The organism is Kitasatospora sp. NBC_00070, from assembly GCF_045041205.1.
Taxonomy (GTDB): Bacteria; Actinomycetota; Actinomycetes; order Streptomycetales; family Streptomycetaceae; genus Kitasatospora.
Map to the genome: position 1 here is coordinate 1,799,327 of NZ_CP108247.1, position 24,730 is coordinate 1,824,056.

A 24,730-nucleotide genomic window follows, 5' to 3' on the forward strand; every position below is an offset into this window, starting at 1 on the left:
CGGAGGCCCCGGGTGCACCGGACCAAAGTCCCGCGCGCCCGGCGGCGGCCCTTCGGGGCCGGGGTTGCCGCGGCTCATCCCCGGAGGGTGACCGGGAGGGTGTGGAAGCCGCGCAGGACCAGGCCGCTGCGGCGGCTCGGCACCCCGGCCGGGGCGAGGTCCGGGAACCGGTCGAGCACCGCGGGCAGCGCCACCGTGGCCTCCAGCCGGGCGAGTTGGGCCCCCAGGCAGAAGTGCGGGCCGCCGCCGAAGCTGACCGGCTGGCTGTCCGTACGGCGCGGGTCGAACCGCTCCGGGTCCGGGTAGCGGGCGGGGTCGCGGTTGGCCGCACCGAGCAGCAGGTAGATCCCGGTGCCGTACGGGGTCGGGACGCCGCCGACCGCGAGCTCGTCGCTGAGCGAGATCCGGGAGGTGAGCTGCACGGGCGAGTCGTACCGGAGCACCTCGTCCACCAGCCCGGCCGGGGTGACCACCCCGGCCCGCAGGGCGGCCCGCTCGGCGGGGTGCTCGAAGAGCAGCGCCAGCCCGTTGCCGAGCAGGTTGGCGGTGGTCTCGAAGCCGGCGGCCAGCAGCAGCACCAGGTTGGCCAGCAGCTCCCGCCCGGACAGCCGCCCGTGGTCGGCGGCGGCGGCCTGCACCAGGGCGCTGACCAGGTCGTCGGTCGGCTCGGCCTGCCGCTTGGCCGCCAACTCCGTGAAGTAGTCGGCGAGTTCGTCGGCGGCCGCGTCGGCCGCCGCCAGCTCCGGGTCGGACGGGAGCAGCTCCAGCGCGGCCGTCAGGTCGTCCGCCAGCGGCCGGAACCGGTGCCGGTCCTCGGCCGGGACGCCGAGCAGCTCGCAGATCACCCCGACCGGCAGCCGGTAGGCGAAGGCGTCCATGAAGTCGACCGGGGCGCCGTCGGCACCGGCCTCGGCCAGCTCGGCCAGCAGCCCGTCGACCGCCGCCAGCACGGCGGGCTCCAGCGCGGCCACCCGGCGGGCGGTGAACACCGAGGCGATCAGTGAGCGCATCCGGCCGTGGTCGGGCGCGTTGGTCTCCAGCATCGAGGCGCCGAGCAGCACCTTGGAGCTGTGCTCCAGGTAGCCGTCCTCCCAGCGCTCCCGCAGCGCCGCGTCCGGGACGTGGAAGGCGGTGGAGCGGAGCACCTGGTTGACCTCCCGGTGGCCGACCGCGAGCACCATGTTGGGCCCCGCCTCGCTCACCGGGCCGAGCCGGTGCGCCCGGGCGTAGAGGGGGTACGGGTCGGCCCGGCCCTCCGCGTCGAGCAACCGGCCGATGATCTCCTCGCCGTTCATCCCCGCCCCTCCCGTCGGCACTTCCCCACTCAACCCCCCGGTGGACCGCCGAGTTCCCGGCCGGGACCGCCGGCCCCCGGACCGTCGTGGCTCGCCGGTCCCGGCTTCCTGAGTAGGCTGGCCGGATGGAGATCTGGATCAACCCGCGCTGCGGGAAGTGCCGTAGCGCGCTCGGCGAGCTGGAAGCGGCCAAGGCCGAGTACACCGTCCGCCGCTATCTGGAGGACCCGCCGAGCGTCGCCGAGCTGGAGCAGGTGCTCGTCCGGCTCGGGCTCGAGCCCTGGGACATCACCCGGCTGGAGGAGCCGATCTCCAAGGAACTCGGCATGAAGCAGTGGAGCCGGACCGACGGTGACCGGGAGCGCTGGATCGCGGCGATGGCCGAGCACCCCGTCCTGCTCCAGCGGCCGATCATCACGGCCGACGACGGTCACGCGGTGGTCGCCCGGACGCCGGAGGCGGTGCGCGCCGTCCTGGCCGGCTGACCCCGGGCCGACGTCGGCCGGGCCGACCCCGGGTCAGCTCCGCCGGACCGTCCGCACCTCCTGGCCGGGACGCCAGGAACGGATCACCAGCTCGTCGCCCGCCACCTCGGTCAGCACCACCTCGGTCGGCTCCAGCCGGAAGGCGTGGAACGGGCCGGGCTGCGGGGCCGGCAGCTCGGCCGCGTACGCGCTCAGCTCGACCTCGTCGGTGAGCTCGCGGGCCAGGCCGGAGACCTTCGCGTCGCCGCCGGCCATGGTCGGGTCGGACGGGTTGCTGTGCAGCGCGAAGCGGCCGTCCCGGCGCAGGTCGAGGGCCTTCACCGCACCGTACATCGAGCCGACGGTCAGATCCGCCCCGATGAACTGCACCTCGGTGCCGCTCACCCGGGGCGCCCCGCCCGCCCGCAGGGTGGCCAGCACATGGTGCCGGTTCGCCTCGAACCGGGCACGCACCGCAGGCGCCAAGTCCGGGGCCTCTCGTTCGAAATCCTGCCAGGTCGTCATCCCCCCAGTGTCCCAGCGGCCGCTGACAGTGGCTGCTGCGACACTGGCGCCATGACCGGGACCACCACGTACATCGCGTTCCTGCGGGCCGTCAACGTCGGCGGGCGGACGGTGAAGATGGAGCGGTTGCGCGCGCTGTTCGCCGAGCTCGGGCTCGGCGAGGTGCGCTCGTACATCCAGAGCGGCAACGTCTTCTTCAGCACCGCCGGGACCGACCGGGCCGCCCTGACCGCCCGGATCGAGCAGCACCTGGAGCAGGCCCTCGGCTACGCCGTGCCGGTGCTGCTGCGCACCGTCGACGAGGTGGCCGAGCTGGTCGGGGCCGACCCGTTCGCGGGCGTCGAGGTGACACCCGAGGTCCGGCTCTGCGTGCTCTTCCTCTCCGAGCCGCTGCCCGCCGAGCTGGAGCTCCCGATCCGCTCCGCCAAGGGCGACTGGGAGATCATCGGCGCCACCCCGGGCGCGGCCTTCACCGTGCTGCACCTGCGGGGCGGCCGGATGACCACCAACCCGGCCACCACCTTCCCCAAGTCCTACCGGGGGCACGCCACTTCGCGGTTCTTCCACACCACCGTCAAGATCCTGGCGGCCGCCCGTAAGCCCTAGTGGGGGAACATCCGGGGCGGTCGCTGCTGGGGCAGGGTGTCGCGGAACTCCTCGATGACGGTGCTGATCTGACGCATCAGGTGGGTGCGCTCGATCCGGTCCAGGTAGCGGTTGCGGGCGGCCAGGGCCTCCACGGTGACCGAGAAGTAGAGCGTCATCAGCGGGTTGACGAAGAGCGCGGCGCCCTTGGTCCGCTCGGTGAACCGGACGTCGCCGAACTCGCCGCGCAGCGCGGCCGCCACCGAGCCCTGCACGATGCTGGGGTGTTCGGGGAAGGCCGCTCGCGCGTGTTCGACGGCGTCCAGGTAGAGGGTGCCCTCCCGGCTGTCCCGGGACAGCGAGAAGGCGCCGAGGTAGCCGCCCGCCCGGTCGAGGGCGGCCAGGTTCTCCAGCACCAGCGAGTGGTTGACGCCGTGGTAGGCGTCGACGCCGAAGCCGAGGCAGCTGACCAGCCGGACGGGAATCTCCGGCATCCCGGCCACCGCCGCCAGGCTGGCCATGTCCTCCTCGGGGGTGCCCAGGCCCGCTTCGTCGCCGCACATCAGGATGTCGGTGCCGCCGTCCACCAGCACGATCGCGTCGATGCCGAGGTGCGCGCAGAGCGCCCGGTAGGCGGCCCGCAGCGGCTGCACGCCGACCGAGCCGAACGCCCAGACGGTGTCGGGCATGCCGTGCAGCCGAAGCCAGCGGGCCAGCGTCCGCTCCGGGAAGTACGGTTCGGCCGAGCGGGTGTCGGGGCGGATCTCCGCCACCTCGGACTCCAGCCAGATGTCGCTGTCCAGGCCGTAGAGGTGACTGAACGACAGGTTGGCCAGGTGGACCTCGCGGCCGGCCGCGCGCAGCGCGAGGGCCAGCGGCAGTCCGGCGTACACGTCGAAGCCGCCGCCCGCCCCGGCGATCAGGATCTTGCGGGCCTGGCCGAGACGGGTGAGCAGCTGCGGTTCGAAGAGCGGGAGCATCCGTGGACGCTACCAACCCGACCGCCGGTCAGGACTGCGGACCCCAGAGTTCGTCGGTGCACCGGGCGTAGGTGTCCCGCCAGTGCGGCCAGTGCCGGGCGGTGCTGTCGTCGCAGTCCGCCAGCAGCCGGTCGACCTGCACCGGGTCCACCCCCTCCAGCAGCCAGACCAGCGCGTCCGAGGTGTTCGGCCCGTCCGCCGCGCGGAGCAGGTCGAGCAGCTCGGGCAGGGTGCCGATCCGCGAGCCGGCCGGGAAGATGCCGTCCAGGCGGGGCAGCAACTGCCGCTCCTCGATCCGCAGATGGGTCTCCAGCCGGGCGGCCAGCTCCTCCACCGCGTACGCCACCGACCAGGCGCTGGCCGGGTCCCTGGTGGCGATCCGGACCAGCGTGGTGACCCGGGTGAAGGAGTGGTCGAGGTTGTGGTGGTCGGACTCCAACCAGTTGAGCAGCAGCCGGAGTTCGGGCGCGAACCGGCGCAGCAGCGGCCAGAGCCGGGTGTCCTGCTGCTCGTGGTGGCAGGTGAGCATCGCGGTGAGGAAGTCCCAGTGCCGCTGGATCGCCTCGGCGGTGGCGGTGTCCTCGGGCTGGAGCAGTCGCAGGGCGTTGGGAAGCCGGACCAGGTCGCGGCGGAGCGCGGCGTGCACCAGCCGCAGCCCGGCGAACGGGATCGCCTCGGCGGCGGGCTGCACCTTGCGCTCCGCGCCCGGCTGGGCGGGGACCTGGGGAGATTCGACGGGCAGCAGGTGGCTGGGCATGGCACTCTCTTCACGACTGGCTGAGACAGGGCCGGTGCGGCGTCGCAGTCGCGGCGCCCCGGCTCGGGTCTCCAGGGTGGTGACAGACCATCAGAGTCGAATCAATGTCTGATTGACGTGCAGGTCAGCAGCCTGCCGCCACTGACGGGCGGTCAGTCGCCCTCCGGCCCGGCCAGGTTCTTGGTCAGCCACTCCAGGGTCACCGGGATCATCTTCTTGAAGTCCGAGGTGAGGTGCTTCCCGCCGGGCTGCTCGTAGTACTCGACCGTGGTCGGGGCCGCCGCCTTGGCCACCCACTTCTTGACCAGCTTGATCTCGTACGCGTTGGCACCGCCCGCGGTGGCCAGCAGCCGGACGTCGGCGCCCTTGGCGACCAGCTCGTCGGGGCTGTTGGCGAGCCGCTCCGCGTCGTGGCCCTTCCAGAGCGGGGAGTCGGGGTTGAAGTAACCGTCGATCGGCACCGCGGCCTTGAACACGTCCGGGTGCTGGAGCGCCAGCTTGGCACTGCAGAACGCACCGGTGGAGGCGCCCATCAGGCCCCAGCCGTCCCGGCCCTTGACGGTGCGGAAGTTGGCCTTGACGAAGTCCGGGATGTCCTGCGCCATCCAGGTGCCGATCTTCGGCTGGCCCGGGATGTCGGCGCACTCCAGTGCCTTGGCCTCGTTGGAGTCCAGGTTCTGCACCGGCATCACCATGATGAACGGGTGGGCCTTGCCCTCCTTCGACAGCTGCGCACCGATCTCCTCGATCGGCAGCTGGTTGTCGGTCCAGGTGTTGTAGCCCGCGCTCTGGCCGCCCGCGTAGAGGGTCAGCACCGGGAAGCCGGTCTTGGCGAACTTCGGGTCGTTGTACTCCGGCGGCAGCCAGACCCAGACCTTGCCGGTGACCCCGGACTTCGCGCCGGTCAGCGTGGTCACCGTGATCGGCCCCGCCGCGGTGTCCCGCACCTTCTTCAGGTCGGCGGCCGGACCGGTGGGCATCAGCACCTTGGTCGGCTTGGGCGGCGGCGTGCTGCTCTGCGCCGCGGACGGCGTCTTGGCACCGTCGCCGGCCGCCTGCCCGCCCGAGCCGGGCGTGCTCGGCTCACTCCCACAGGCCGCCAGACCGAGGGCGAGCGCGAGCACGCTCACGGCGGACAGGGCGGTACGGCTGCGCTTGAGCGGCAAGGTCTCTCTCCGACCGGTCTCTCGTCCGGGCGGACCGGCCAGGACGGTGGCCCCGAGGTGAGGCCGCGGCGGGGTACCAGAGGTCCCGGCCGAGGTCGGCGTCACGACCCCGGAGGGGTGAGTGCGCCGTCCGGAATCCTACGACGCAGGCGCGGGGAGGGGCGGTTGCGATCTTCCGGCCCCATCGCCGACATCCCGCCGGGCGGCGGGGGTCGACCCCCGCCGGACGACCGGACCGTCCGCCGTCAGCCCGGCCCTGGGACAGCCGACCCGGCGCCCTGCCGACGGCACCGGGCGGCACCCGTGACCACTCTCACAGCATCCCGAGCGCGGTGAACGGCTCGGTGATCACCCGCTCCAGCACCGGCACCGCCGAGGAGCGCACCAGCGTCCGGGCCCCGAACACCGCCGGGACGATGTCGTCGGCGACCGCCAGGCCGCGGTGGCTGCGGCGGCCGACCTCGGTGCGCAGCTCGTCCAGGTACTCGTCGGCGACCAGGATGCCGCCCGCCAGCACCACCCGGCTGGGGTTGATCAGGTCCACCAGGCCGGCCACCGCGCGGCCGACCTGGCGGGCCCGGGTCCGCAGCAGTTCCTGGGCCCGCTCGTCGCCGGTGCCCGAGCCGGCCGGGCGGGCCGCCGCGACCAGCCGTTCCAGCGCCAGCGCGGCGCCGTCCGCCGGGTCGTCCGGGATCACCCCGAGGCTGCGGGCCCTGGCCACCAGCGCGGTGTCGGAGGCGACGGCGCTGAGACAGCCCGTACCGCAGACCGGGCAGCGCACCTCGGGGTCGTCGGTGGCGAGCAGGTGCTCGATCGCGCCGGCCGCCGCGCCGGGGCCACGGTGCACGGTGCGGTCGACCACGAGCGCGGCGCCCAGCACGTTGCCGATCATGACCAGCACGAAGTCGTCGACCTCGCGGCCGGCCCCGAACCACAGCTCGGCCCGGGCGATCGCCCGGACGGTCTGCTCCAGCACCAGCGGCCCGGGCAGCCGGTCGGCCAGCAGGGCGGGCAGGTTGACGCCCCGCCAGCCCAGCGGGCCGTGCTCGACCACCAGGCCCCTGGCGCCGTCCACCCAGCCGCCGATGCTGACGCCGGTGCCGACCAGGCGGCGGCCGTCCAGCCGCTCGGCCAGGAAGGTCCGGACACCCTGGACGGCCTGCTCGGTGATCCGGGCCGGGGAGAGGTCGGGCAGCTCGTGGTGCGGGAGCTCGCGCTCGGCGATCACGCTGCCGTCCAGCCCGACCAGGCCGAAGGTGGTCCGGAGCAGCCCGATGTGCAGGCCGAGCGCCACGATCCGGTCGCCGTCCACCCGCAGTGGCACCCGGGGACGGCCCTGGGTGGGCTCCACCGGGGCGAGCTCGTTGAGCAGCTCCACCTCCATCAGCGCGGCGGTCAGCTTGGTGACGCTGGGGGCGGACAGCCCGGTGTGCCGGACGATCTCGGCCCGCGAGACGGGGCCGTGCGCGAGGACGGCGCGCAGCACCGCGGAGGCGTTGCCCTGCCGCATCAGCTGGGCCCGCTGTCCTGCCGTGACCAGGCCCTGCGGCCGGCCGGGTCGGTTCTCCACGTTGACTGCCTCCTTTCGGACACTCTAGCGAGGCGGCGGACTTGGTTTCGGCTAGCAAATAACACCGCCCGCTCCGGTACCGGCGGTTCCGCTCACCCGGAGGGCCGCACTCCGCTCGGTTCCTGGACGCTCCGACAAGTGACGGCCGGTCCGTCCGTGCGCGATCATCGAGGGGCCCGTACCAGCCGAGGAGTGCAGATGTCGCAGCAGGTCGCCGTCGTCACCGGAGCAGGCAGCGGCGTGGGCCGCGCCGTCGCCCTGGAACTGGCCGCCCATGGCTGGCGGCTGGTGCTGGCCGGGCGCCGGGCCGAGCCGCTGGACGCGGTGGCCGCCGAGGCCGGGCCCGGGGCGGCGCTCGCCGTCCCCACCGACGTGACCGACCCGGCCGCCGTGGACGCGCTGTTCGCCGCTACCGCCGAGCACTTCGGCCGGATCGACCTGCTCTTCAACAACGCGGGCACCTTCGGCCCCTCGGTCCCGCTGGAGGACCTCACCGTCGACGGCTGGCGCGCGGTGGTGGACCTCAACCTGACCGGGGCCTTCCTCTGCGCGCAGGGCGCCTTCCGGCTGATGAAGCGTCAGGACCCGCAGGGCGGACGGATCATCAACAACGGATCGATCTCCGCCCACACCCCGCGCCCGGGCAGCATCGCCTACACCGCCACCAAGCACGCCGTCACCGGCCTGACCAAGTCCCTCTCGCTGGACGGCCGTCCGTACCGGATCGCCTGCGGCCAGATCGACATCGGCAACGCCGCCACCGAGATGACCGCCGCGATGTCCACCGGCGTCCGCCAGGCCGACGGCCGGATCGCCGCCGAGCCCACCATGGACGTCGCCGACGTCGCCCGCACCGTCCGGCACATGGCCGAACTCCCGCTGGAGGCCAACGTCCAGTTCGCCACCGTGCTGGCCACCACGATGCCGTACATCGGCCGCGGCTGACCCGGCCGGGTCCTCCCGGCGTGGCGCTGGATCGCGGCATTCGGTCGGCGGAGAGGGCAGGATTCGAACCTGCGCGGACCCCGAGAGGTCCTGCTCGACCGTTACCGGCCAGGCACCCGATCAGCCACTCCGGGCACCTCTCCCAAGCCTCCGGGGCGGTGCGTTGCCCCTTCGGCGTGACACCACTGTGCCCGCCCGGCCTGACCGCGCTCTGACTGCGGCCTGACCGGACGTCGGACTCAGCGGTGCGCCGCGCGGCTCACCAGCCGATTCCGATGGTGAGGCGGCTCGGCGGGTTGCTGTCGGGGAGGATCTTCACCGAGCTCTGGCGCTCCGGGCCAGGGCACCGGAGCAGGCCATCACATCGGCGGCGGTGGGCTTGTCGAGGAAGTACGGAAGGTCTGGTTCAGCCGGGTAAGGGTCAACTGCTGGGCGGTGTACTGGTTCAACTTCGGTCACCAGCAAGGCGGTCGGTCCTACTCGTCGCCCCAGTGCCGGTAGTGCGGAACCGGGCCCTCCACCGCCAGGCGGTAGACGCTGGTGGTCGGCCAGTACTCCCCCACCTCGATCACCGGCAGGTCGGCCCGGAGCGCCATCCGCAGGGACGGCGGCGGCGCCACGGACCTGACGCGCTTGTGGTGGCCGTCCCAACGGCCGCCGTGGAGCTGGAGATCGAGGATGGTGGAGGTGTTGCCCATCCGCCGATGGTCCCGTGGCGCCCGGGTCCCGTGGCGCGCGCCACGGGACCCATCACTCGAACGGGCGGTTTCGCCCCGACGGCCGTGACCGGTCGTTCCCTCTCCCGTACGCCGGGGGCGGGCACGACCGGCCGGTCCTGACGGCGGATCAGCGCTCCGGGGTGCTCAGCTCCGCCAGGTGTCGTTCAGCGTGACCTGCCCGCTCGCCGGGACGGTGGCGGTCCGGTTGGCCCCGCTCTCCCAGGTCACCGCGCCGGCGGCGTCCTTGCGGACGTACTTGTACTCGAACGCGGTGCCGGCGGCCAGTGCGACGTCGAGCTTCCAGACGGGGTAGCCCGCCGAGGAGAGCGCCAGCGCCTTGCCGGTGTCCCAGCCGCCCAACGCCGCGTTGCTGCCGACCAGGTAGACGTTCTGCCCGGTCGCCGTGGTGGCGTTCACCGCGAACGAGGCACCGGAGACGGCGCTGGCGGTCGGGCTCGCGGTGGCCGTGGCGCACGGGTCGCCGCTGCCGACCACGCCGTCCTTGACCGTGACGTTCCCGCTGCCCAACGCGTAGTTGGCGCTGTTGTTGTTGTCCCAGGTGCCGGAGCCGTTGTTGAAGGTGGCGGCCAGGCCGTTCGCACCGCCGAGCGCGACGGTCTTCTTCACCCAGCCGGTGCAGGCGGCGGCCATCGCCACTCCGGGGGCGGTGGTCCAGGTTCCGCCGGTCGGTGCGTAGTGCAGGTTGTAGGCGGCCCAGTTCTTGCCGGTGCTGTAGAAGACGGTGGCCGAGTTGCCGCCGGTCGGCGTCGGGGTCGGGGTGGCCGTACTGCCGCCCTTGGCGTTGACGTGCAGCGCGACCGAGTCGCCCGCACCGACGGTGGCGGTGAACTTCCCGTCCGAGCCGACCGTGTAGGTGACGCCGGAGCAGCTGCCCGCCGCGAAGTCGCCGTGCTCGACGTCGCAGTAGACACCGGCCGGGAGCGCGGTCTGGAAGGTCTGGGTGACCGCACCGCTCTCCCGGTTGATCGCCACGTAGCCCTTGTCGCCCCGGCCGAAGCCGATCGCGTTGTTGCCGTTGGACCACCAGTTGGTGATGCCGGTGCCGCTCACCGCGTTCCGGAAGCCGACCATGTTGGCCACCGGTCGCCAGGCGTGCGTGCAGTTCCAGCCGTCGCTGTAGCAGGAGTTGACGGTGCCGCCGTTCGGCGGGCCGGCGTCGTTGCTGTCGAAGGCGTAGCCGGAGTAGACGTTCGGCGAGCCGTACGGGTGGGCCAGCAGGAAGACGTTGGCCAGCGTGTAGGCGGAGCCGTTCTTGTAGCTGAGGGTCGAGCCGTTGCGCTCGGTGTCCCAGTTGTCGACGAAGGTGCGGGCCTGCGAGCTGCCCAGCAGGCCGCTGCCCCAGGTGCCCAGGTCGGACAGCTTCCCGCCGTTGAAGGCGCTCTTGAGCCAGGTCGCCGAGCGGAACTCGTCCACGTCGCCGACGCCGGTGTACTCCGAGGGCTGGACCGGCTCACCCGCCCCGTAGATGACCTCGCTCACCCAGTAGGCGTTCGGGTTGCTCATCTTCGCCTTGATGCCCGCCAGGTCGGTGGCGGCCATGTGCTTGGCGGCGTCGATCCGGAAGCCGTCCGCGCCGAGCGAGAGCAGGTCGCTCAGGTAGTTGGCGATGGTCTGCTGGACGTACGTGGAGCCGGTGTTGAGGTCGGAGAGGTTGACCAGCTCGCAGTTCTGCACGTTGGCGCGGTCGGCGTAGTTGCTGATCGCCGAGCGGCAGGAGTGGAAGTCCTGGTCCTGGTAGTAGCCCGGGTAGTTGTACTTGGTGTAGGCGGTGCCGCCGGTCCCGGTGCCGGAGCCGGCCGACATGTGGTTGACCACCGAGTCGGCGATCACCTTGACGCCCGCCGCGTGGCAGGTGGTGGTCATGTTCCGGAACGCGGCCCGGTCGCCGAGCCGTCCGGCGATCTGGTAGCTGACGGGCTGGTAGGAGGTCCACCACTGGGCGCCCTGGATGTGCTCCTGGGGCGGTGAGACCTCGACGAAGCCGTAGCCCTTCGGGCCGAGGGTGTCGGTGCAGGCCTTGGCGACGGAGTCGAAGCGCCACTCGAAGAGCGTGGCGGTGACGTCCTTGCTGCCCGGCGGGGTGGCCTGGGCGGTCGGCGCGAGCGAGAGCCCCGTGCCGATCGAGAGCGCGAGGGCGGCCGAGGCGGCGGCGGCGCCGACCGCGCGGCGGCGGGGGGAGGTGGTGACCACGATGTCTCCAGGGGGCTGGGTGGGCAGCCTGGGTTCACCCGCGTGGGCGCGGGTGGGCACGGCAGGGGTGGGGCGGAGCCGGGACGGCGGGGTGGGGTGGGGTGCCGATCCCGTTCCGGGGACGCGCCGGTGATGCACCGTCAGCGTGGGGTGTTTCGTTTCTGCAAGACATTTGAAACTTGCTGGAAACTTGCAACGCGCTGAACCTACGGCCGCCCCGACCCCCCGTCAAGACTCGCCGAGGCAACGGATCGGTCACCCTGGCCGCCTCTCGGCCACATCCGCGCGTTCCGGTTGACGCGGGACCGGCGCCACCGGTTCGATGATCACGTTCCGTATCCGACCGATCACCCGTGGAGCCACCCCGTATGAGGATCCGTCAGACCCTGGCCGCCATCGGCATGACCGCCACCCTGCTCACCGGCACCGTGCTGGTCGACACCGCGACCGCCGCCCCCGCCGCCCTCGGGGCGCACTCCGCCGAGTGCTCCACCGAGGACTTCCACGGCGACAAGCGCCTGGGCCCCGAGCAGCTCCCCCGCACCGGCCCGGTCGGCCGTCAGCTCTGGGGCTACTCGCGCACCGGCACCCTCACCGAGCAGGCCTTCCTCGACACGTACTACGACGCCACGGCCGGCTCCTGGCGCTACCCGCCCGCCGACGGTTACGTCACCGCCCCCGACGGCACCCCGCTGGAGATCCAGCAGACCCTGGGGGCCGGTCAGCGGATCGACCGCTACGGCAGCGAGTACGGCTCCTACCTGGCCCCCGAGGGCCTCCCGTACGCCACCCGCGCGATCCCCCCGCAGAGCCTGGACAGCGACCCCGCCGCCCCCTGCAACTACCACGTGTACAAGGTCACCAAGCCGTTCACCGTCGACGCGGGCCCGATCGCCCCGTGGTTCGGCCAGCCCGGCTACGGCTGGCAGTTCCAGTTGGACGCCCGACACGTCCCCGGCGCACCGGCCCTGCTGAACGTCCTCTGGCTGATCGACAACGGCTACCTGGCCCGCGCCTGACGACCCCTCACCACCGCGACGGCCGATCCCCGCCCGGGGGTCGGCCGTCACGATTTCCGAATCGACGTGATACCTCGGCGGCGGTCGGAGCGTCGATAGGGGTGACGTCGAGCAGGACGATCGACCCGCCGGTGGCCGTCCTGGTGGCCGAGAGCCACCGCCTCGGCCGTCCGCAGGCGGCTGCACCGCCGCCTGCGGACGGCCGGTGACGCCCTGACCGTCGCGGCGCCGGCAGCCACCACGGCGGTGGTGCAGTGGCCCGCGCCCGGCGGCGCGAGCCACACCCTGGCGGTGGCTGCCGACACCGCGTCGGCCTCCGCCGCACCGTCCCCGAGCCCCACCCCGTCCCCCAGCCCCGGCCCCACCGAGCCGTTGTTCAAGGTGACCTCGGAGGCCATGTTCGGGACGCTGGCCGCGATGCTCCCGGCAGGCGGCGGGTTCGCCAACTTCGAGAACGACCGGTTCGACGGCAAGCCGATGTCCGACCATGCCACCCACCTCTACGTGGAGTACGACGACGGTCACGGCGCCTCGACCGTCAGCGTGAGCATCCAGCCGGACTCGCGGTCGCCGCCCGCCTTCGGCTGCCCCGACGTGCCCACCGAAGGCGACACCCCCCGGCCCCCGGGGGCGCTCCCGGCGAGCTGCACCACCCGGGTGCTCCCGGACGGCGGGCAGCTGGAGAGCGTCGTGACCGCCACCGGCGCGAGCGGCCTGTACAGCTTCAACGTGCACGTGCGGCGGCCGGACGGCGTGGTGCTCCGGATCACGGCGGGCACCGGCACGACCAGCGAGCCGATCACGAAGACCCGGCTGGTACCGCCGATCGGCCTCGACAGGCTGGAGGCGATGGTGACCGACCCGCACTGGCAGCTGGAGGTGCCGCAGAGCACCCTCGACACCGGTCAGGCCCTGGCCGACCGGACCAGCCGGATCGAGCACTGACCGCCTGACGGATCCTCAGACCGCGTCCGGGCCACGCTCCCCGGTCCGGACGCGGACGATGCTGTCCACCGGCACCACCCAGACCTTGCCGTCGCCGATCTTCCCGGTCCGGGCCGCCTCGACGATGGCGCCGACCACCACCTCGGCCTCCTCGTCCTCGACCACGACCTCGATCCGGACCTTGGGCACCAGGTCGATCCGGTACTCGGCACCCCGGTAGACCTCGGTGTGACCGTGCTGACGGCCGTACCCACTGGCCTCGGTGACGGTCAGTCCGTGCACCCCGTGCGCCTGCAGCGCGTTCTTGACCTCGTCCAGCTTGAACGGCTTGACGACGGCGGTGATCAGCTTCATGCGACGGGGGCCTTCACAGCAGTGGGAGCGTGGGACGCGGCGCTGCCGTGGCCCAGGACGCCGTGATCGTACGCGGTCTCGGCGTGCACGGCGAGGTCCAGGCCGGTCTGTTCGTGCTCGGCCGAGGCGCGGAAACCCATCACCCGGTCGATCAGCTTGCCGATCCCGTACGAGGCGCAGAACGCGTAGGCGCCCACCACCAGCACCGCGAGCAACTGCTTGCCGATCTGGGTGAATCCGCCGTGCAGCAGACCGGTGGCGCCGCCCGTCATCACGGCGGAGGCGAAGACGCCGATCAGCACCGTGCCGATCACCCCGGCGACCAGGTGCACGCCGACCACGTCCAACGAGTCGTCATAGCCGAACCGGAACTTCCAGCTGACCGCGTAGCAGCAGACCACCCCGGCCACCAGGCCGATCACCAGGGCGCCGAGCAGGTCGACGCTGCCGCAGGACGGGGTGATCGCGACCAGTCCGGCCACCGCGCCGGAGGCGGCGCCCAGCGTGGTGGCGTGGCCGTCGCGGCGCTTCTCCACCAGCAGCCAGCCGAGCAGGCCGGTGCAGCCGGCCGCCTGGGTGTTCAGCAGCACGGCGGCGGCGGTGCCGTTGGCGCCCATCGCGGAGCCCGCGTTGAAGCCGAACCAGCCGAACCAGAGCAGGCCGGCGCCGAGCAGCACCAGCGGCAGGTTGTGCGGGCGCATGGCCTCCTTCCGGAAGCCGAGCCGGGGGCCGAGCACCAGGGCCAGGGCCAGGCCGCTGGCCCCGCAGTTGACCTCGACCACCAGACCGCCGGCGAAGTCCAGCGCGCCCAGCCGGGACAGGATCCAGCCGTCCGGGGCGAACACCCAGTGCGCGACCGGGACGTAGACCAGCAGGGTCCAGACCGCCGTGAAGGCGACCCAGGCGCCGAACCTGGCCCGGTCCGCGACCGCGCCGCTGATCAGTGCGGCGGTGATGATCGCGAAGGTCAGCTGGAAGGTGGCGAACAGCAGGGTGGGCACCCGGCCGGTCAGCGAGGCAGGCGTGATGCCGGTCATCCCGAGGTGGTCGAGCCCGCCGATCAGACCGAGTCCGCCGAGGTCGGGGCCGAAGGCGAGGGTGTACCCGGCGAGCAGCCAGACCACGGTGACCACCGCGATCGAGACGAAGCTCATCATGATCATGTTGAGCGCGCTCTTGGTGCGGACCATGCCGCCGTAGAACAGCGCCAGCCCCGGGGTCATCAGCAGGACCAGCGCGGTGCTGGCCAGCAGCCAGGCCGTGTCGCCGGTGTCGAGCCCGGCGGTGGTGTCAGCGAGGAGCATGTGGAGCCTTCCCGAACCGCGCACCGTGGGTGGGGTGTGTGCGCTGGTGGGAGGGAGTCTGGACGGCACGGATTACCGGTTGCGGACGCCCGTGTTTCGGCCGCGTTTCGTGTTGCGCGGCGGTTTCGGACAGCTCACACGGACGGCCCTGCGCTCCTACGTCGCAGGACGTGGCCGGACCCCGGCTGCTCGCGGCAGCCGGGGTCCGGAGTGTGGTTACCGACCGGGGGTCAGCTGGTGGTGTTGATCGAGGTGTCGTCGATCAGGAAGCTGGTGGCGAGGGAGGAGTCCTCGACGCCGTTGAACTTGACGGTGACGCTCTGGCCGGCGTAGGCCGAGAGGTCGAAGGTGCGCAGGGTGTAGCTGCTGATCGCGTCCACGTTGGAGTACGTCTTCAGCGCGGTGCCGTTCACCGTGACGGTGAGCTTGTCGTACTGGGTGGTGCCGGTCTCGGCGGTGTCGATCCGCAGGTAGAACCCGAGGGTCGCCTTGCAGCCGGTCGGGATGGAGACGGTCTGGGTGATGCTGTCGGTGTGGGCGGAGCCGTAACCGTTCAGCCAGGCCTTGTACGAGCCGGTGCGGGCGGGCTTGCTGGTGCCGTTGTCGATCACACCGGAGGTCTGGGTCCAGGTGGTCGCACCGGACTCGAAGCCCGCGTTACCGAGCAACTGCGCCGGGGTGCAGGTACCGGTGACGTTGTTGACGGTCCAGGTGAAGCTGGCCGTGCCGGTCTTGTTGGCGGCGTCCTTGGCGGTCACGGTCACGTTCGAGGTGCCGAGCGCGGTCGGGGTGCCGGTGATCAGGCCCGAGGAGCTGATCGAGAGGCCGGCCGGCAGGCCGGTGGCGGTGAAGGTCACCGGGGCGGTGCCACCGGTGGCCGCGATCTGCAGGCTGACCGCCGTGTTGATCTTGGTGGTCTGGTTGCCCGGGCTGGTCACGGTGACGCCACCCGGGTTCGGCACGGTGCCGACCGCGACGCCGGCCCACGCGGTGCCGACCGCGGTGAGCTCGGCCGAGCCCGCGCCGTACAGGTCCTTGGCCGCGTTCTCGGTGGCGGTCCGGGCCTGGGCGTAGTTGGTGGTGGAGGTCATGTAGACGGTCAGCGCGCGGTACCAGATCGCGGCGGCCTTGTCCCGGCCGATGCCGGTGACGGCGATGTTGTTCACCGTCGGGCTGTTGTAGCTCACGCCGCCGATGACCTTGGCGCCGCTGCCCTCGGAGAGCAGGTAGAAGAAGTGGTTGGCCGGGCCCGAGGAGTAGTGGACGTCCACGTTGCCGATGCCGGAGTACCAGGAGTCCTTGGACGCGCCGTCCTTGGAGGGCTTGTCCATGTAACGGAGCGGCGTGCCGTCCCCGTTGATGTTGATCTCCTCGCCGATCAGGTAGTCACCCGGGTCGGCGGCGAGGTTGGCGGACCACTCGACCATGGTGCCGAAGATGTCCGAGGTGGCCTCGTTCAGACCGCCGGACTCACCCGAGTAGTTCAGGTTGGCGGTGTTCGAGGTGACGCCGTGGGTCATCTCGTGGCCGGCCACGTCCAGCGCGGTCAGCGGGGCGTTGTTGCCCGAGCCGTCACCGTAGGTCATGCAGAAGCAGGTGTCGTCCCAGAAGGCGTTGACGTAGTTGCTGCCGTAGTGGACCCGGCTGAACGCGCCGACACCGTCGTTGCGGATGCCACTGCGGCCGAAGGTGTTCTTGTAGTAGTCCCAGGTCGCCCCGGCGCCGTAGTGCGCGTCGACCGCGGCCGACTCCTTGTTGCTGGCCAGGCCGTTGCCCCAGGCGTCGGTGGCCTTGGTGAACAGGGTGCCGTTGCCGGAGGTCCCGTTGTTCAGGTTGGTGGTGTACTGCCCGCCGCGGGCGGTGTCCTTCATCTGGTACGTCGAGCCCGACAGCGAGGTGCCGATGGTGACGTTGCCGACGAAGACGCCCTGGCCGGTGCCCTTCTGGATACCCTCGAACTTGCCCAGCACGGCGCCGGACTGAGCGTCCGTCACGATGTGGGTGCGGGCCGGGGTGCCGTCCGCCTCGACGCCCGAGACCACGGTCTCCCAGGCCAGCGTCGGCGTGTTGCTCGCGGTCCAGACGACCAGCCGCGGCGCGGTGTCCAGGCTGCTGCCCTGGGCGGCGGCGAGCGCGGCGGCCTGCGCCTTCGGGGCGGCCAGTGCCGGGGTGGTGGAGACGCCGGCCAGCGAGGCCGAACTGGCCCGGTCCAGGCCCTTGGTGACGCCACCCGCGGTCTGGTGGACCACCAGGTCGCCGCCGAGCACCGGGAGGCCGCCGTAGGTGCGCTCGTAGCGCAGGTGGCGGGAACCGTCGGCGTCGACCACGACGTCCTTCGGGACCAGCTTCTCCTGGCCGGACAGGCCGAGCGACTGGGCCAACCCGGCGCTCTTCTGGCCCGCGTCGGACAGCAGCTGAGCCTTGCCGGCAGCCGCCTGGCTGACCGGCGCGGGGGCCTGGGGGGCCGCCTGCGCCATGGTGGGCAGTGCGGTCACCACCAGTGCGGTGGTGGCCGCGAGGGCGGCCAACGTCACCCGGGCATGGGTGTAGCGGGACATGCGGACTCCTTTTCCGACCGGTCGCGGGGTTCACGAACGGTGGAGAGAACCTGGCCGCGGGGTTGCGGCACAGCGGGGGCCCCGGGCCACTGGTGCGCGGCCCAGGTCGGTGCGTACAAAGGAGTGGTGCTTTGGTAGCGCCTTGCCTGCGCTGGAACTGCTGCAGCGGGGGGTATTGGGGCCCGGCTCGTCTGCAGCCGGGGGAATCGTGGCAGCAAACGAGTGATGAATGACAGATGCATGCCACGGTTTGGCCGATATCCGCCCCAGGCACCCGCGACCTGACGAAGTGTCGGACCGGTCGGTCGGTAGGGTCCATCTGGCGATGGTTGTCATGTTGCCGCTCGCGCTTCGCATCCGCCCCATCGGTGCTGAACAGTGCGCCGATCCACCCCCGGCCGGACGGTCGGTCGGCTGTTCGCACCCCCTCCGGAGGGCTTCCGGAAACAGCGCCGCCCGGGGCTCCGGTGTCACCACCGGAAGCCGCCGGGCGACTGTTTTCGGCCAACTAGCCCTGTACGAACACCGCCACCGTACGAGCGGGAACCGTGAAGGTACCGGTGGAGGCTGTGAAGGAGGCGCTCTTGACCACCGGATCGGCGCCCTGCGCCTGCACCTGGTGCAGTGACTGACGGGTGTCCTTCAGGCCGGCCAGGGTCTGCTGCTGGGCGGTCGGGGTGGCGTTGAACACCACGGTGAGGCCCTTCTCGGCCCCCCGCAGCCCGGTGCCGTCCAGGTGCAGGGTGATCACCCCGGGCGTCTCGGCCGCGGTGCCCGAGAGCGGGAAGGACAGCCGCTGCTGCACCTCCTTCGCGCTGCTCAGCGCGAACAGCGGCGAGGACTGCTTGATCCGCAGGAACTGCCGGAACTGCGCGCCGGTGGCCTGGATCTCGTTGCAGCCCACGGTCAGCCGGGGGTCGGCCAGCAGGGACTTGGCGGTCGGCCACAGCTCCTTGTTGTCGGCCGCCATCGGCAGGCCCCGGCCCCAGCCGTTGCCCTGGGTGCAGTCCCACTGGATCGCGTTGAACCAGTCGCCCGAGTCGAACGAGTTGGCGTCCAGCGACTTGGAACGCAGCAGGTCACTGCCCGCCTGCGCGAAGCCGGGCCCCTGGCTCAGCGCGGTCAGCGAGAGCCCGAGCGCCTGCATCCGGGCCCGGTCCGCCGGGGTGGTCGTGGTCGGCAGCTTGTAGGCCAGCGCGTCGAACAGGTCGGCGTTGTCGTGCGCGTCGACGTACTCGACCGCCTCGCCGGGCTCGGCCGCGTAGCCGGTCGGGGCGCCGTTGTAGTCGACTCCCGCGCCGGTGACGGGCTTTCCGCTGCTGTCGGTGAACGCGAAACCGGCCAGGTTGCCGGTCAGGCCGACCTTGATCTGGTCCATCTGGTGCAGCAACCGGGCCCGCTGCTCGGCCGAAGTGCCGTTCGCCGCCGATCCGTTGGGGTCGGTGTACAGACCCGAGGCGAAGCCCTGCTGGGGCGCCGAGCTCAGCATGAAGTTGCCGCCCCGGGCGGCGTCCCGCACCCGGTCGTTGAAGGTGGCGATCCCGGTACCCGCCATTTCGAGCTGACTCGCCTGCACGAAACGGGAGTTGTTGGCCACCACGCCGAAGTTCCAGCCCTCGCCGTAGAGGAAGACGTCCTTCCCCTCCACCCCGTCCCGCTCCTTGCCGAGCCCGCTCAGCGCCGACCGGACGTCCAGCATGGTCTGCTTCGGGTCCAAGCCCATCAGGTCGAACCGGAAGCCGTCGACCCGGTACTCCTTCGCCCAGGTCAGCACCGAGTCGACCACCAGCTTGTTCATCATCGCGTGCTCCGGCGCGGTGTCCGCGCAGCAGCTGTCGGTGGTCACCGCGCCCGCGTCGCTGAGCCGTTGGTAGTAGCCGGGCACCACCTTGTCGAGCACCGAGTGCTCGGCCTGGCCGGCCGCCGCGGTGTGGTTGTAGACCACGTCCAGCACCACCCGCAGGCCCGCCTCGTGCATCGCCTGCACCATCTCGCGGAACTGCACGGTCCGCGCCGTCCCGTTCGCCTCGGTGGCGTACGAGCCCTCCGGGACGGTGTAGTGCAGCGGGTCGTAGCCCCAGTTGTACGCGTCCTCGGCCTGCACCGCCGCCACGCACTCCTGCTGCTGCTCGCTGTCCGCCGCAAGGGAGTTCAGGTCGCAGGCGGGCAGCTTCTGGTCGGCCCGGTTCTCCCGGACGGTGGCGATGTCGAAGGTCGGCAGCAGGTGGATGGTGGTCACCCCGGCCTTGGCCAGTCCCCGCAGGTGCTGCATGCCGGCCGACTTCGACTCGGTGAACGCCCGGTAGGTGCCCCGCTCGGCGGCCGGCACGGTGGCGTCGGCCGAGGAGAAGTCCCGGACGTGCAGCTCCTGGATCTGCTGCCGGCTCGGCGGCACCGCCTGCGGCGACCGGTGCGCGTCCCAGCCACGCGGCTTGGTGTCACGGTCGGTCAGATCGGCCACCAGGCTGCGCTTGGAGTCCGCCGAGAGCGCCACCGAGTACGGGTCGGTGACCACGTTGGTGACGTTCTGCCGGACGCTCGGCGCCCAGACCTTGACCTGGTACAGGTAGTACTTGCCGTCCAGTTCGTCGGCGTCCCTGGTCAGCGACCAGACACCGGTCGCCTCGTCCCGGCGCAGCGGCACCGTCCGCGCCGTGCCCCCGGTGGCCCGGTCGAAGAGCTGCACCGAGACCTCGGTGGCGGTCGGCGCCCAGAGCGAGAGGGTCACCTCGCGGCCACCGCCCCACCAGCCCCAGCCGTCGGACTTCCGGTAGACCGGGCCGAGTTGGGCCTTCGCGGCCTTGGCCGCGTACAGGTCGTCCAGCACCCCGGGTGTCTGCACGCCGGTGGCGGCCAGCGTGGCGCCGCTCGGCAGGTGCTCGGCGAAGATCAGCTGGCTGCGCAGCGCCTTGCCGATCCGCCCGGCGTCCCGGCCGTCCACCGTGAAGGCGCGGTAACCCGCCAGGTGCGGGTACTTGGCCTTCTGGGCGTCCGTCAGGGTGCCCGGGTTGAGCCGGATCCACCGGCCCGGCTTGGTCAGCACACCCTTGTCGACGGTGAGGCCGCCGTCGGCGTCGTAGATCAGCTGGGCGCTGGTGCCGCCCGCCAACGCGCTGTCCCCCGCACCGTAGTTGGCCGGAACCAGCACCGTCCTCGCGTCGATCCACTGGGCCCGGGCCGAGGAGAGGTCGAGCTGCGCGGAGCTGCCCGCCGCCTGCGGCAGCAGGTGGCCCTCCTGGCCGCCGATGATCCAGATCTCCCGGCCGCTGGTGGCGAAGTCCAGCGACTGGTCGTTCGGCAGGTCCTTGTCGTTGCCGTTGTGCAGGATGTAGCTCAGGCTGGTCGCCCCGGCTGCCAGCGGCACCTCGAAGACCGCGCCGTAGGAGTCCTTCCGGGCCGGCCGCAGCGGGTTGCCCCAGTCGGTCGGGGTGGCCGCGCCGGTCCAGTCGTGCAGGCCCCAGCCGTCGTACTTGCCGTCCGCCCGGTAGTAGTGGATCACCGCCGTGTCGGCGGGCACCGGGACGGCCGGGTCCGGGTTCCTGGTGTGGACGTTCGGGTCGCCCTCCTTGACCCAGACCTCGCCGGTGGCCCCCAGGTCGATGTGCCGGTCGGCCTCGCCGTCCTTGCTTCCGCCCTTCTCGACCACGAAGCCGACGTCGGCCGCGCCGCTCTTCAACTTCACGTAGGCGAAGGCCCCGTAGGCGTCCCGGCCGGTGAAGCCGTGCCCGTCCGGCCAGGGGGTGGACTCGCCGTCGGCCAGGTCGCCCCAGGCGTACATGTTCCAGCCGTCGTAGTCGGCGTTCTTCCGCTGGTAGTGCACGACCGCGTACGGGCGCGAGGTGGCGCTCGGCACGGGCTTGGGAGCGGGGGTGCCGGTGGTGAAACTCCCGGTGGCGGAGCGGAGGTTGCCGCCGGAGTCCTTGACCACCGCCTTGTAGCGGACCACCGTGCCGGGCGCGACCCCGGTCAGGTCCTGGGTGACCTGGTACGTCCCGTTGTCGGCCGAACCGAGCTGCTGCCAGGGGCCGTTGCCGACCTGCGCGGCGAACGAGACCCGGTTGAAGCCACCGCCGGGCACCTCGGCGCCGATCGTGACGGTGCCGGTCGAGCCGTTGTCCGGTGCCTTCAGGGCGAGTTGGGGTGCGGCGGCCGGCTTGGCGAGCTTCCCGGCCGCCTGGTGCACCACCGAGGAGTACGCGGGCACCGTCACGGTGACCTTGCGGTCGGCACCGCTGGTGGCCTTCGCCCCGGCGCTCGGGTAGAGCTGCCTGAACTCCATGCCCGCCGAGAAGGTGTCCAGCGTGACGGTCTTCGGCTCGGCCGAGTTGTTGACCGCGACCAGGTACTCGACCTGCTGCCCGGCGTCGATCCGGGAGAACGCGTACACGCCCGCGCCGTCCGCCGCGTACCGCTCGATCTGTGCGCCGTCGGCCAGCGCCGGGTGCGCCTTGCGGAGCGCGGCCAGCGTGCTGATCCCCTGGTACAGCGCGCCGCCCTGGCCGTACCGGTCGGCGGAGCCCTTGCTGCCGCCGATCACGGTGTCCTGGTTGTAGGAGCCGGTCTTCGAGGCGAACATGTCGTGCCGGGCGTCCTTGTCACCCCCCGCGCCGGTGAAGCCCTGCTCGTCGCCGTAGTAGACCACCGGCTGACCCCGGGTCAGGAACATCAGCTCGTTGGCGAACCGGTCCTTCTGCAGCAGCTGCTCGGCCGACGCCCCCGGGTTGTCGCCCTGCAGGAAGCTGCCGAACCGGCCCATGTCGTGGTTGCCGAGGAAGGTCGGCAGCTCGTACGCGTTGGTGTCGGCCGTGGTGTAGCGGAAGTCCTGGGCGTACAGCTCGGCCAGCCCCTTGGCCGAGCCGCCCTGCGAGACGTACTTGCGGGCGCTCTCCTGGAACGCGAAGTCCAGGGTGGCCTGCAGCTTCCCCTTGGTCACGTACGGCGCGGTGACCGAGGGGTCGCCGGAGTAGACCTCGCCGAACATGAAGAAGTCCTTGTTGCCCCGCTCGGCGGCGTAGCTCTTGAGCGCGGGGGCCCACTGGGACCAGAAGGCCATGTTGACGTGCTTGACGGTGTCGATCCGGAAGCCGTCGACCCCGCTCTCCTTCACCCAGGTCTGGTAGATCTGCTTCATGCCCTCGACCACCCGGGGGTTCTGGGTGTCCAGGTCGTCCAGCCCGGAGAAGTCGCCCTCGGTGGCGGACTCGCCGACGAAGGTCGAGTTGCCCCGGTTGTGGTAGAGCGCAGGGTCGTTCAGCCAGGACGGGGTCTTGGCCTTCCTGTCCGCCTCGCTGCGGAAGGACGGCGTGTAGGGGAACGAGTCCGCGCCGATCTTCGGCCACTGGGCGGCCGCGTCGGCGACGGCGGTCTCGTCCACCGGGTTCCCGTCGGCGTCCAGCGTCGGGTAGGCACCGGCCGAGCGGTAGTCGTACTTCCCCTCGGTGAAGTCGACCACGTCCGCCGTGTGGTTGGTGATGACGTCGAAGAAGACCTTGATGCCCTTCTTGTGCGCCTTCGCGATCAGCTCCTTGAGCTGCGCGTTGGTGCCGAAGTGCGGGTCGACCTGGGTGAAGTCGGTGATCCAGTAGCCGTGGTAGCCGGCCGAGGCGTCCGCGCCGGTGCCCTGCACCGGGCGGTTCTTGAACAGCGGGGCCATCCAGATCGCGGTGGTGCCCAGGCCCTGGACGTAGTCCAGCCTGTCGATCAGACCCTGCAGGTCGCCACCGTGGTAGAAGCCCTTGTCCGCCGGGTCGAGCCCGGTCTCCAGCCGGGTGCCGGTCAGACCGCCGGTGTCGTTCTTCGGGTCACCGTTGGCGAACCGGTCCGGCAGCACGAAGTAGAACTGCTCCCTGGTCAGGTCGTGCCGGTCGGCCGACCCGGCCATCGCCTTGTCCGAGGGCGGCCCGGCCGGCGCCGCGGCCATCGCCAGCGGGGCGGCCCCCAGCCCGGTGGCCAGCAGCGACGCGGCGATCAGTACGGCCGTCCGGCCGGGACGTCGGTAGGGCGTCGTGCTCCGTGGGCGGCGGGGCTGGGCTTCGGCCACTGCGGGCTCCCTTGAGGCGGCTGGTCGTCGTTGGGTGGCTGGACGCTAGCGGCTGCAAAATGTTTCAGCAAGATGCAGAAAAGATTGCGGGCATGGTCTTGACCGAACCGTTGCCTGCCCGCCGCCGAGCCGGGGGTCGCGTCGACCGGCCGCCCCCGAACGAGTCACAATGGACCCCATGTCAGACCCCGGTACCCAGTCCAGTACCCCGGAAGGGGGACAGGCGGTGAAGAATCCACTACCGCAGGATGAGCAGACGGCCACGAGCCGTCTGGCAGACTTCTCGCCCATGGGGGAATCGACCGAGCAGTCCGCAGCCAGTGCCACCGACGGCCAGGCAGCGGCGCAGGCCGGTTCCGTCCAGGGCGAAGGCCGTACGGGCCGTCGGCCGGACGGAGCCACCCGCGCCGCCCAGTCCACCGGCGCCGCCGTGCGCGGCCGCATCCGCGCGCAGCGCCGTACCCCGGCCCGCCCCAGACTGTGGTTCGAGCTCGCCCTGATCGGGGTCAGTTACTGGCTGTACTCGCTGGTCCGCAACGCGGTGCCCGAGCAGGACGTGATCGCCCAGCGGCACGCGAGCTGGATCTGGGACCTCGAACAGCACCTCGGCATCGCGGTCGAGCACGGCGTCAACCACGCGGTCGACTCGGTCACCTGGCTGATCGTCGGGATGAACTACTACTACGCCACGCTGCACTTCATCGTGACCATAGGCGTGCTGGTCTGGCTCTACCGCTCCCACCCCGGCCGCTACGCGGCGGCCCGCACCGTGCTCTTCGTCACCACCGGTCTCGCCCTGGTCGGTTTCTACTTCTACCCGCTGGCCCCGCCCCGCCTGATGACCGGCGGTGGCTTCATCGACACCGTCAAGGTGCACGACACCTGGGGCTCGATGGCCTCCGGCGCGGCGGCCAACGTCTCCAACCAGTACGCGGCGATGCCCTCGATGCACATCGGCTGGTCGCTCTGGTGCGGGCTGACCATCTTCTTCCTGGCCCGCGCACCCTGGGTCCGGGTCCTGGGGCTGCTCTACCCCGCCCTCACCCTGCTGGTGATCGTCTCCACCGCCAACCACTTCTGGATGGACGCGGTCGGCGGCGCACTCTGCCTGGCCCTCGGCTTCGCGGCGGCCCGCGTGGTCTACCACGTCTGGGTCTACCGGCTCCCCCGCACCCGCACCAGCCCCGAACGCGACCTCACCGTCCCCGACGAGTGGTCCCTCACCAAGGTCGACCACTAGCCGTTTCGCAGGCGCTCAGGTTGCACTATCCAGGGGCTCGGGGCTCTGCTGAC

General features: G+C 71.7%; 18 protein-coding genes and 1 tRNA gene. 6 read left to right on the plus strand and 13 right to left on the minus strand.

Going from position 1 to position 24,730, the window contains the following annotated elements; translation table 11 throughout:
* Positions 1-74: 74 nt before the first annotated feature.
* A complete protein-coding gene (locus OHV05_RS08365) occupies positions 75-1,295 on the minus strand; it encodes a cytochrome P450 (RefSeq protein WP_405017082.1) in 1,221 nt (406 codons plus the stop codon).
* Between the two features lie 125 nt (positions 1,296-1,420).
* On the opposite strand from OHV05_RS08365, the gene OHV05_RS08370 reads away from it, so the two are divergent.
* Complete coding sequence (locus OHV05_RS08370) at positions 1,421-1,780, plus strand: arsenate reductase family protein (RefSeq protein ID WP_405017083.1); 360 nt, start codon at positions 1,421-1,423, stop codon at positions 1,778-1,780.
* Between the two features lie 33 nt (positions 1,781-1,813).
* Here the strand turns inward: OHV05_RS08370 and OHV05_RS08375 are convergent, their stop codons facing one another.
* The gene (locus tag OHV05_RS08375) at positions 1,814-2,284 is read right to left on the minus strand and encodes a pyridoxamine 5'-phosphate oxidase family protein (RefSeq protein ID WP_405017084.1); all 471 of its coding nucleotides are present in this window, start codon (positions 2,282-2,284) and stop codon (positions 1,814-1,816) included.
* Between the two features lie 51 nt (positions 2,285-2,335).
* Between OHV05_RS08375 and OHV05_RS08380 the strand changes: the two genes are divergently transcribed.
* The gene (locus OHV05_RS08380) at positions 2,336-2,890 is read left to right on the plus strand and encodes a DUF1697 domain-containing protein (RefSeq protein WP_405017085.1); all 555 of its coding nucleotides are present in this window, start codon (positions 2,336-2,338) and stop codon (positions 2,888-2,890) included.
* Here OHV05_RS08380 and OHV05_RS08385 read toward each other — a convergent pair.
* The 4 genes from OHV05_RS08385 to OHV05_RS08400 all read right to left on the minus strand — a co-directional run bounded on the left by OHV05_RS08385 (position 2,887) and on the right by OHV05_RS08400 (position 7,342).
* A complete protein-coding gene (locus OHV05_RS08385) occupies positions 2,887-3,849 on the minus strand; it encodes a DUF1152 domain-containing protein (protein ID WP_405017086.1) in 963 nt (320 codons plus the stop codon). The genes OHV05_RS08380 and OHV05_RS08385 overlap by 4 nt on opposite strands.
* A 28-nt stretch (positions 3,850-3,877) precedes the next feature.
* Positions 3,878-4,606 (minus strand): hemerythrin domain-containing protein, encoded by a 729-nt coding sequence (locus tag OHV05_RS08390; protein ID WP_405017087.1) that lies wholly within the window; start codon positions 4,604-4,606, stop codon positions 3,878-3,880.
* A gap of 152 nt (positions 4,607-4,758) precedes the next feature.
* Positions 4,759-5,772 carry an alpha/beta hydrolase gene (locus tag OHV05_RS08395; protein ID WP_403038666.1) on the minus strand — a complete coding sequence of 338 codons (1,014 nt, stop codon included), beginning with the start codon at positions 5,770-5,772 and terminating at the stop codon, positions 4,759-4,761.
* 313 nt (positions 5,773-6,085) lie between these two features.
* The gene (locus tag OHV05_RS08400) at positions 6,086-7,342 is read right to left on the minus strand and encodes an ROK family protein (RefSeq protein WP_405017088.1); all 1,257 of its coding nucleotides are present in this window, start codon (positions 7,340-7,342) and stop codon (positions 6,086-6,088) included.
* A 198-nt stretch (positions 7,343-7,540) separates the two neighbouring features.
* Here OHV05_RS08400 and OHV05_RS08405 point away from each other — a divergent pair, with 198 nt between their 5' ends.
* Entirely contained in the window at positions 7,541-8,287 is a 747-nt protein-coding gene (locus tag OHV05_RS08405) for an SDR family oxidoreductase (RefSeq protein WP_405017089.1), read from the plus strand.
* A 48-nt stretch (positions 8,288-8,335) separates the two neighbouring features.
* Here OHV05_RS08405 and OHV05_RS08410 read toward each other — a convergent pair.
* From OHV05_RS08410 to OHV05_RS08420, 3 genes are all read right to left on the minus strand, one after another.
* Positions 8,336-8,430: transfer RNA gene (locus tag OHV05_RS08410), tRNA-Tyr, on the minus strand.
* A gap of 333 nt (positions 8,431-8,763) precedes the next feature.
* Positions 8,764-8,985, minus strand: coding sequence for a hypothetical protein (locus tag OHV05_RS08415; protein WP_405017090.1), 222 nt, complete (start codon positions 8,983-8,985; stop codon positions 8,764-8,766).
* Positions 8,986-9,150: 165 nt separating this feature from the next.
* On the minus strand, positions 9,151-11,217 hold the full coding sequence (locus tag OHV05_RS08420; RefSeq protein WP_405017091.1) for a carbohydrate binding domain-containing protein: 2,067 nt from the start codon (positions 11,215-11,217) through the stop codon (positions 9,151-9,153).
* Between the two features lie 368 nt (positions 11,218-11,585).
* Between OHV05_RS08420 and OHV05_RS08425 the strand changes: the two genes are divergently transcribed.
* Positions 11,586-12,236 carry a TNT domain-containing protein gene (locus tag OHV05_RS08425; RefSeq protein ID WP_405017092.1) on the plus strand — a complete coding sequence of 217 codons (651 nt, stop codon included), beginning with the start codon at positions 11,586-11,588 and terminating at the stop codon, positions 12,234-12,236.
* A gap of 246 nt (positions 12,237-12,482) precedes the next feature.
* Positions 12,483-13,181 (plus strand): hypothetical protein, encoded by a 699-nt coding sequence (locus OHV05_RS08430; RefSeq protein ID WP_405017093.1) that lies wholly within the window; start codon positions 12,483-12,485, stop codon positions 13,179-13,181.
* Between the two features lie 15 nt (positions 13,182-13,196).
* Here the strand turns inward: OHV05_RS08430 and OHV05_RS08435 are convergent, their stop codons facing one another.
* The 4 genes from OHV05_RS08435 to pulA form a co-directional block, all read right to left on the minus strand.
* Positions 13,197-13,535 carry a P-II family nitrogen regulator gene (locus OHV05_RS08435; protein WP_405017094.1) on the minus strand — a complete coding sequence of 113 codons (339 nt, stop codon included), beginning with the start codon at positions 13,533-13,535 and terminating at the stop codon, positions 13,197-13,199.
* Positions 13,532-14,839: an ammonium transporter gene (locus OHV05_RS08440; RefSeq protein ID WP_405017095.1), complete on the minus strand. Its 1,308-nt coding sequence runs from the start codon at positions 14,837-14,839 to the stop codon at positions 13,532-13,534. The genes OHV05_RS08435 and OHV05_RS08440 overlap by 4 nt, the downstream gene beginning before the upstream one ends.
* 230 nt (positions 14,840-15,069) lie before the next feature.
* The gene (locus OHV05_RS08445; RefSeq protein WP_405017096.1) at positions 15,070-17,397 is read right to left on the minus strand and encodes a M4 family metallopeptidase; all 2,328 of its coding nucleotides are present in this window, start codon (positions 17,395-17,397) and stop codon (positions 15,070-15,072) included.
* Between the two features lie 508 nt (positions 17,398-17,905).
* On the minus strand, positions 17,906-23,437 hold the full coding sequence (gene pulA / locus OHV05_RS08450; protein ID WP_405017097.1) for a pullulanase-type alpha-1,6-glucosidase: 5,532 nt from the start codon (positions 23,435-23,437) through the stop codon (positions 17,906-17,908).
* Positions 23,438-23,726: 289 nt separating this feature from the next.
* Here pulA and OHV05_RS08455 point away from each other — a divergent pair, with 289 nt between their 5' ends.
* Positions 23,727-24,677 carry a phosphatase PAP2 family protein gene (locus tag OHV05_RS08455; RefSeq protein ID WP_405017098.1) on the plus strand — a complete coding sequence of 317 codons (951 nt, stop codon included), beginning with the start codon at positions 23,727-23,729 and terminating at the stop codon, positions 24,675-24,677.
* Positions 24,678-24,730 lie beyond the last annotated feature (53 nt).

Coding starts and splice junctions, on each gene's coding strand:
- OHV05_RS08365 (WP_405017082.1), bottom strand. CDS start 1,295: ATGAACGGCGAGGAGATCATCGGCCGGTTGCTCGACGCGGAGGGCCGG.
- OHV05_RS08370 (WP_405017083.1), top strand. CDS start 1,421: ATGGAGATCTGGATCAACCCGCGCTGCGGGAAGTGCCGTAGCGCGCTC.
- OHV05_RS08375 (WP_405017084.1), bottom strand. CDS start 2,284: ATGACGACCTGGCAGGATTTCGAACGAGAGGCCCCGGACTTGGCGCCT.
- OHV05_RS08380 (WP_405017085.1), top strand. CDS start 2,336: ATGACCGGGACCACCACGTACATCGCGTTCCTGCGGGCCGTCAACGTC.
- OHV05_RS08385 (WP_405017086.1), bottom strand. CDS start 3,849: ATGCTCCCGCTCTTCGAACCGCAGCTGCTCACCCGTCTCGGCCAGGCC.
- OHV05_RS08390 (WP_405017087.1), bottom strand. CDS start 4,606: ATGCCCAGCCACCTGCTGCCCGTCGAATCTCCCCAGGTCCCCGCCCAG.
- OHV05_RS08405 (WP_405017089.1), top strand. CDS start 7,541: ATGTCGCAGCAGGTCGCCGTCGTCACCGGAGCAGGCAGCGGCGTGGGC.
- OHV05_RS08415 (WP_405017090.1), bottom strand. CDS start 8,985: ATGGGCAACACCTCCACCATCCTCGATCTCCAGCTCCACGGCGGCCGT.
- OHV05_RS08425 (WP_405017092.1), top strand. CDS start 11,586: ATGAGGATCCGTCAGACCCTGGCCGCCATCGGCATGACCGCCACCCTG.
- OHV05_RS08435 (WP_405017094.1), bottom strand. CDS start 13,535: ATGAAGCTGATCACCGCCGTCGTCAAGCCGTTCAAGCTGGACGAGGTC.
- OHV05_RS08440 (WP_405017095.1), bottom strand. CDS start 14,839: ATGCTCCTCGCTGACACCACCGCCGGGCTCGACACCGGCGACACGGCC.
- OHV05_RS08445 (WP_405017096.1), bottom strand. CDS start 17,397: ATGTCCCGCTACACCCATGCCCGGGTGACGTTGGCCGCCCTCGCGGCC.
- OHV05_RS08455 (WP_405017098.1), top strand. CDS start 23,727: ATGGGGGAATCGACCGAGCAGTCCGCAGCCAGTGCCACCGACGGCCAG.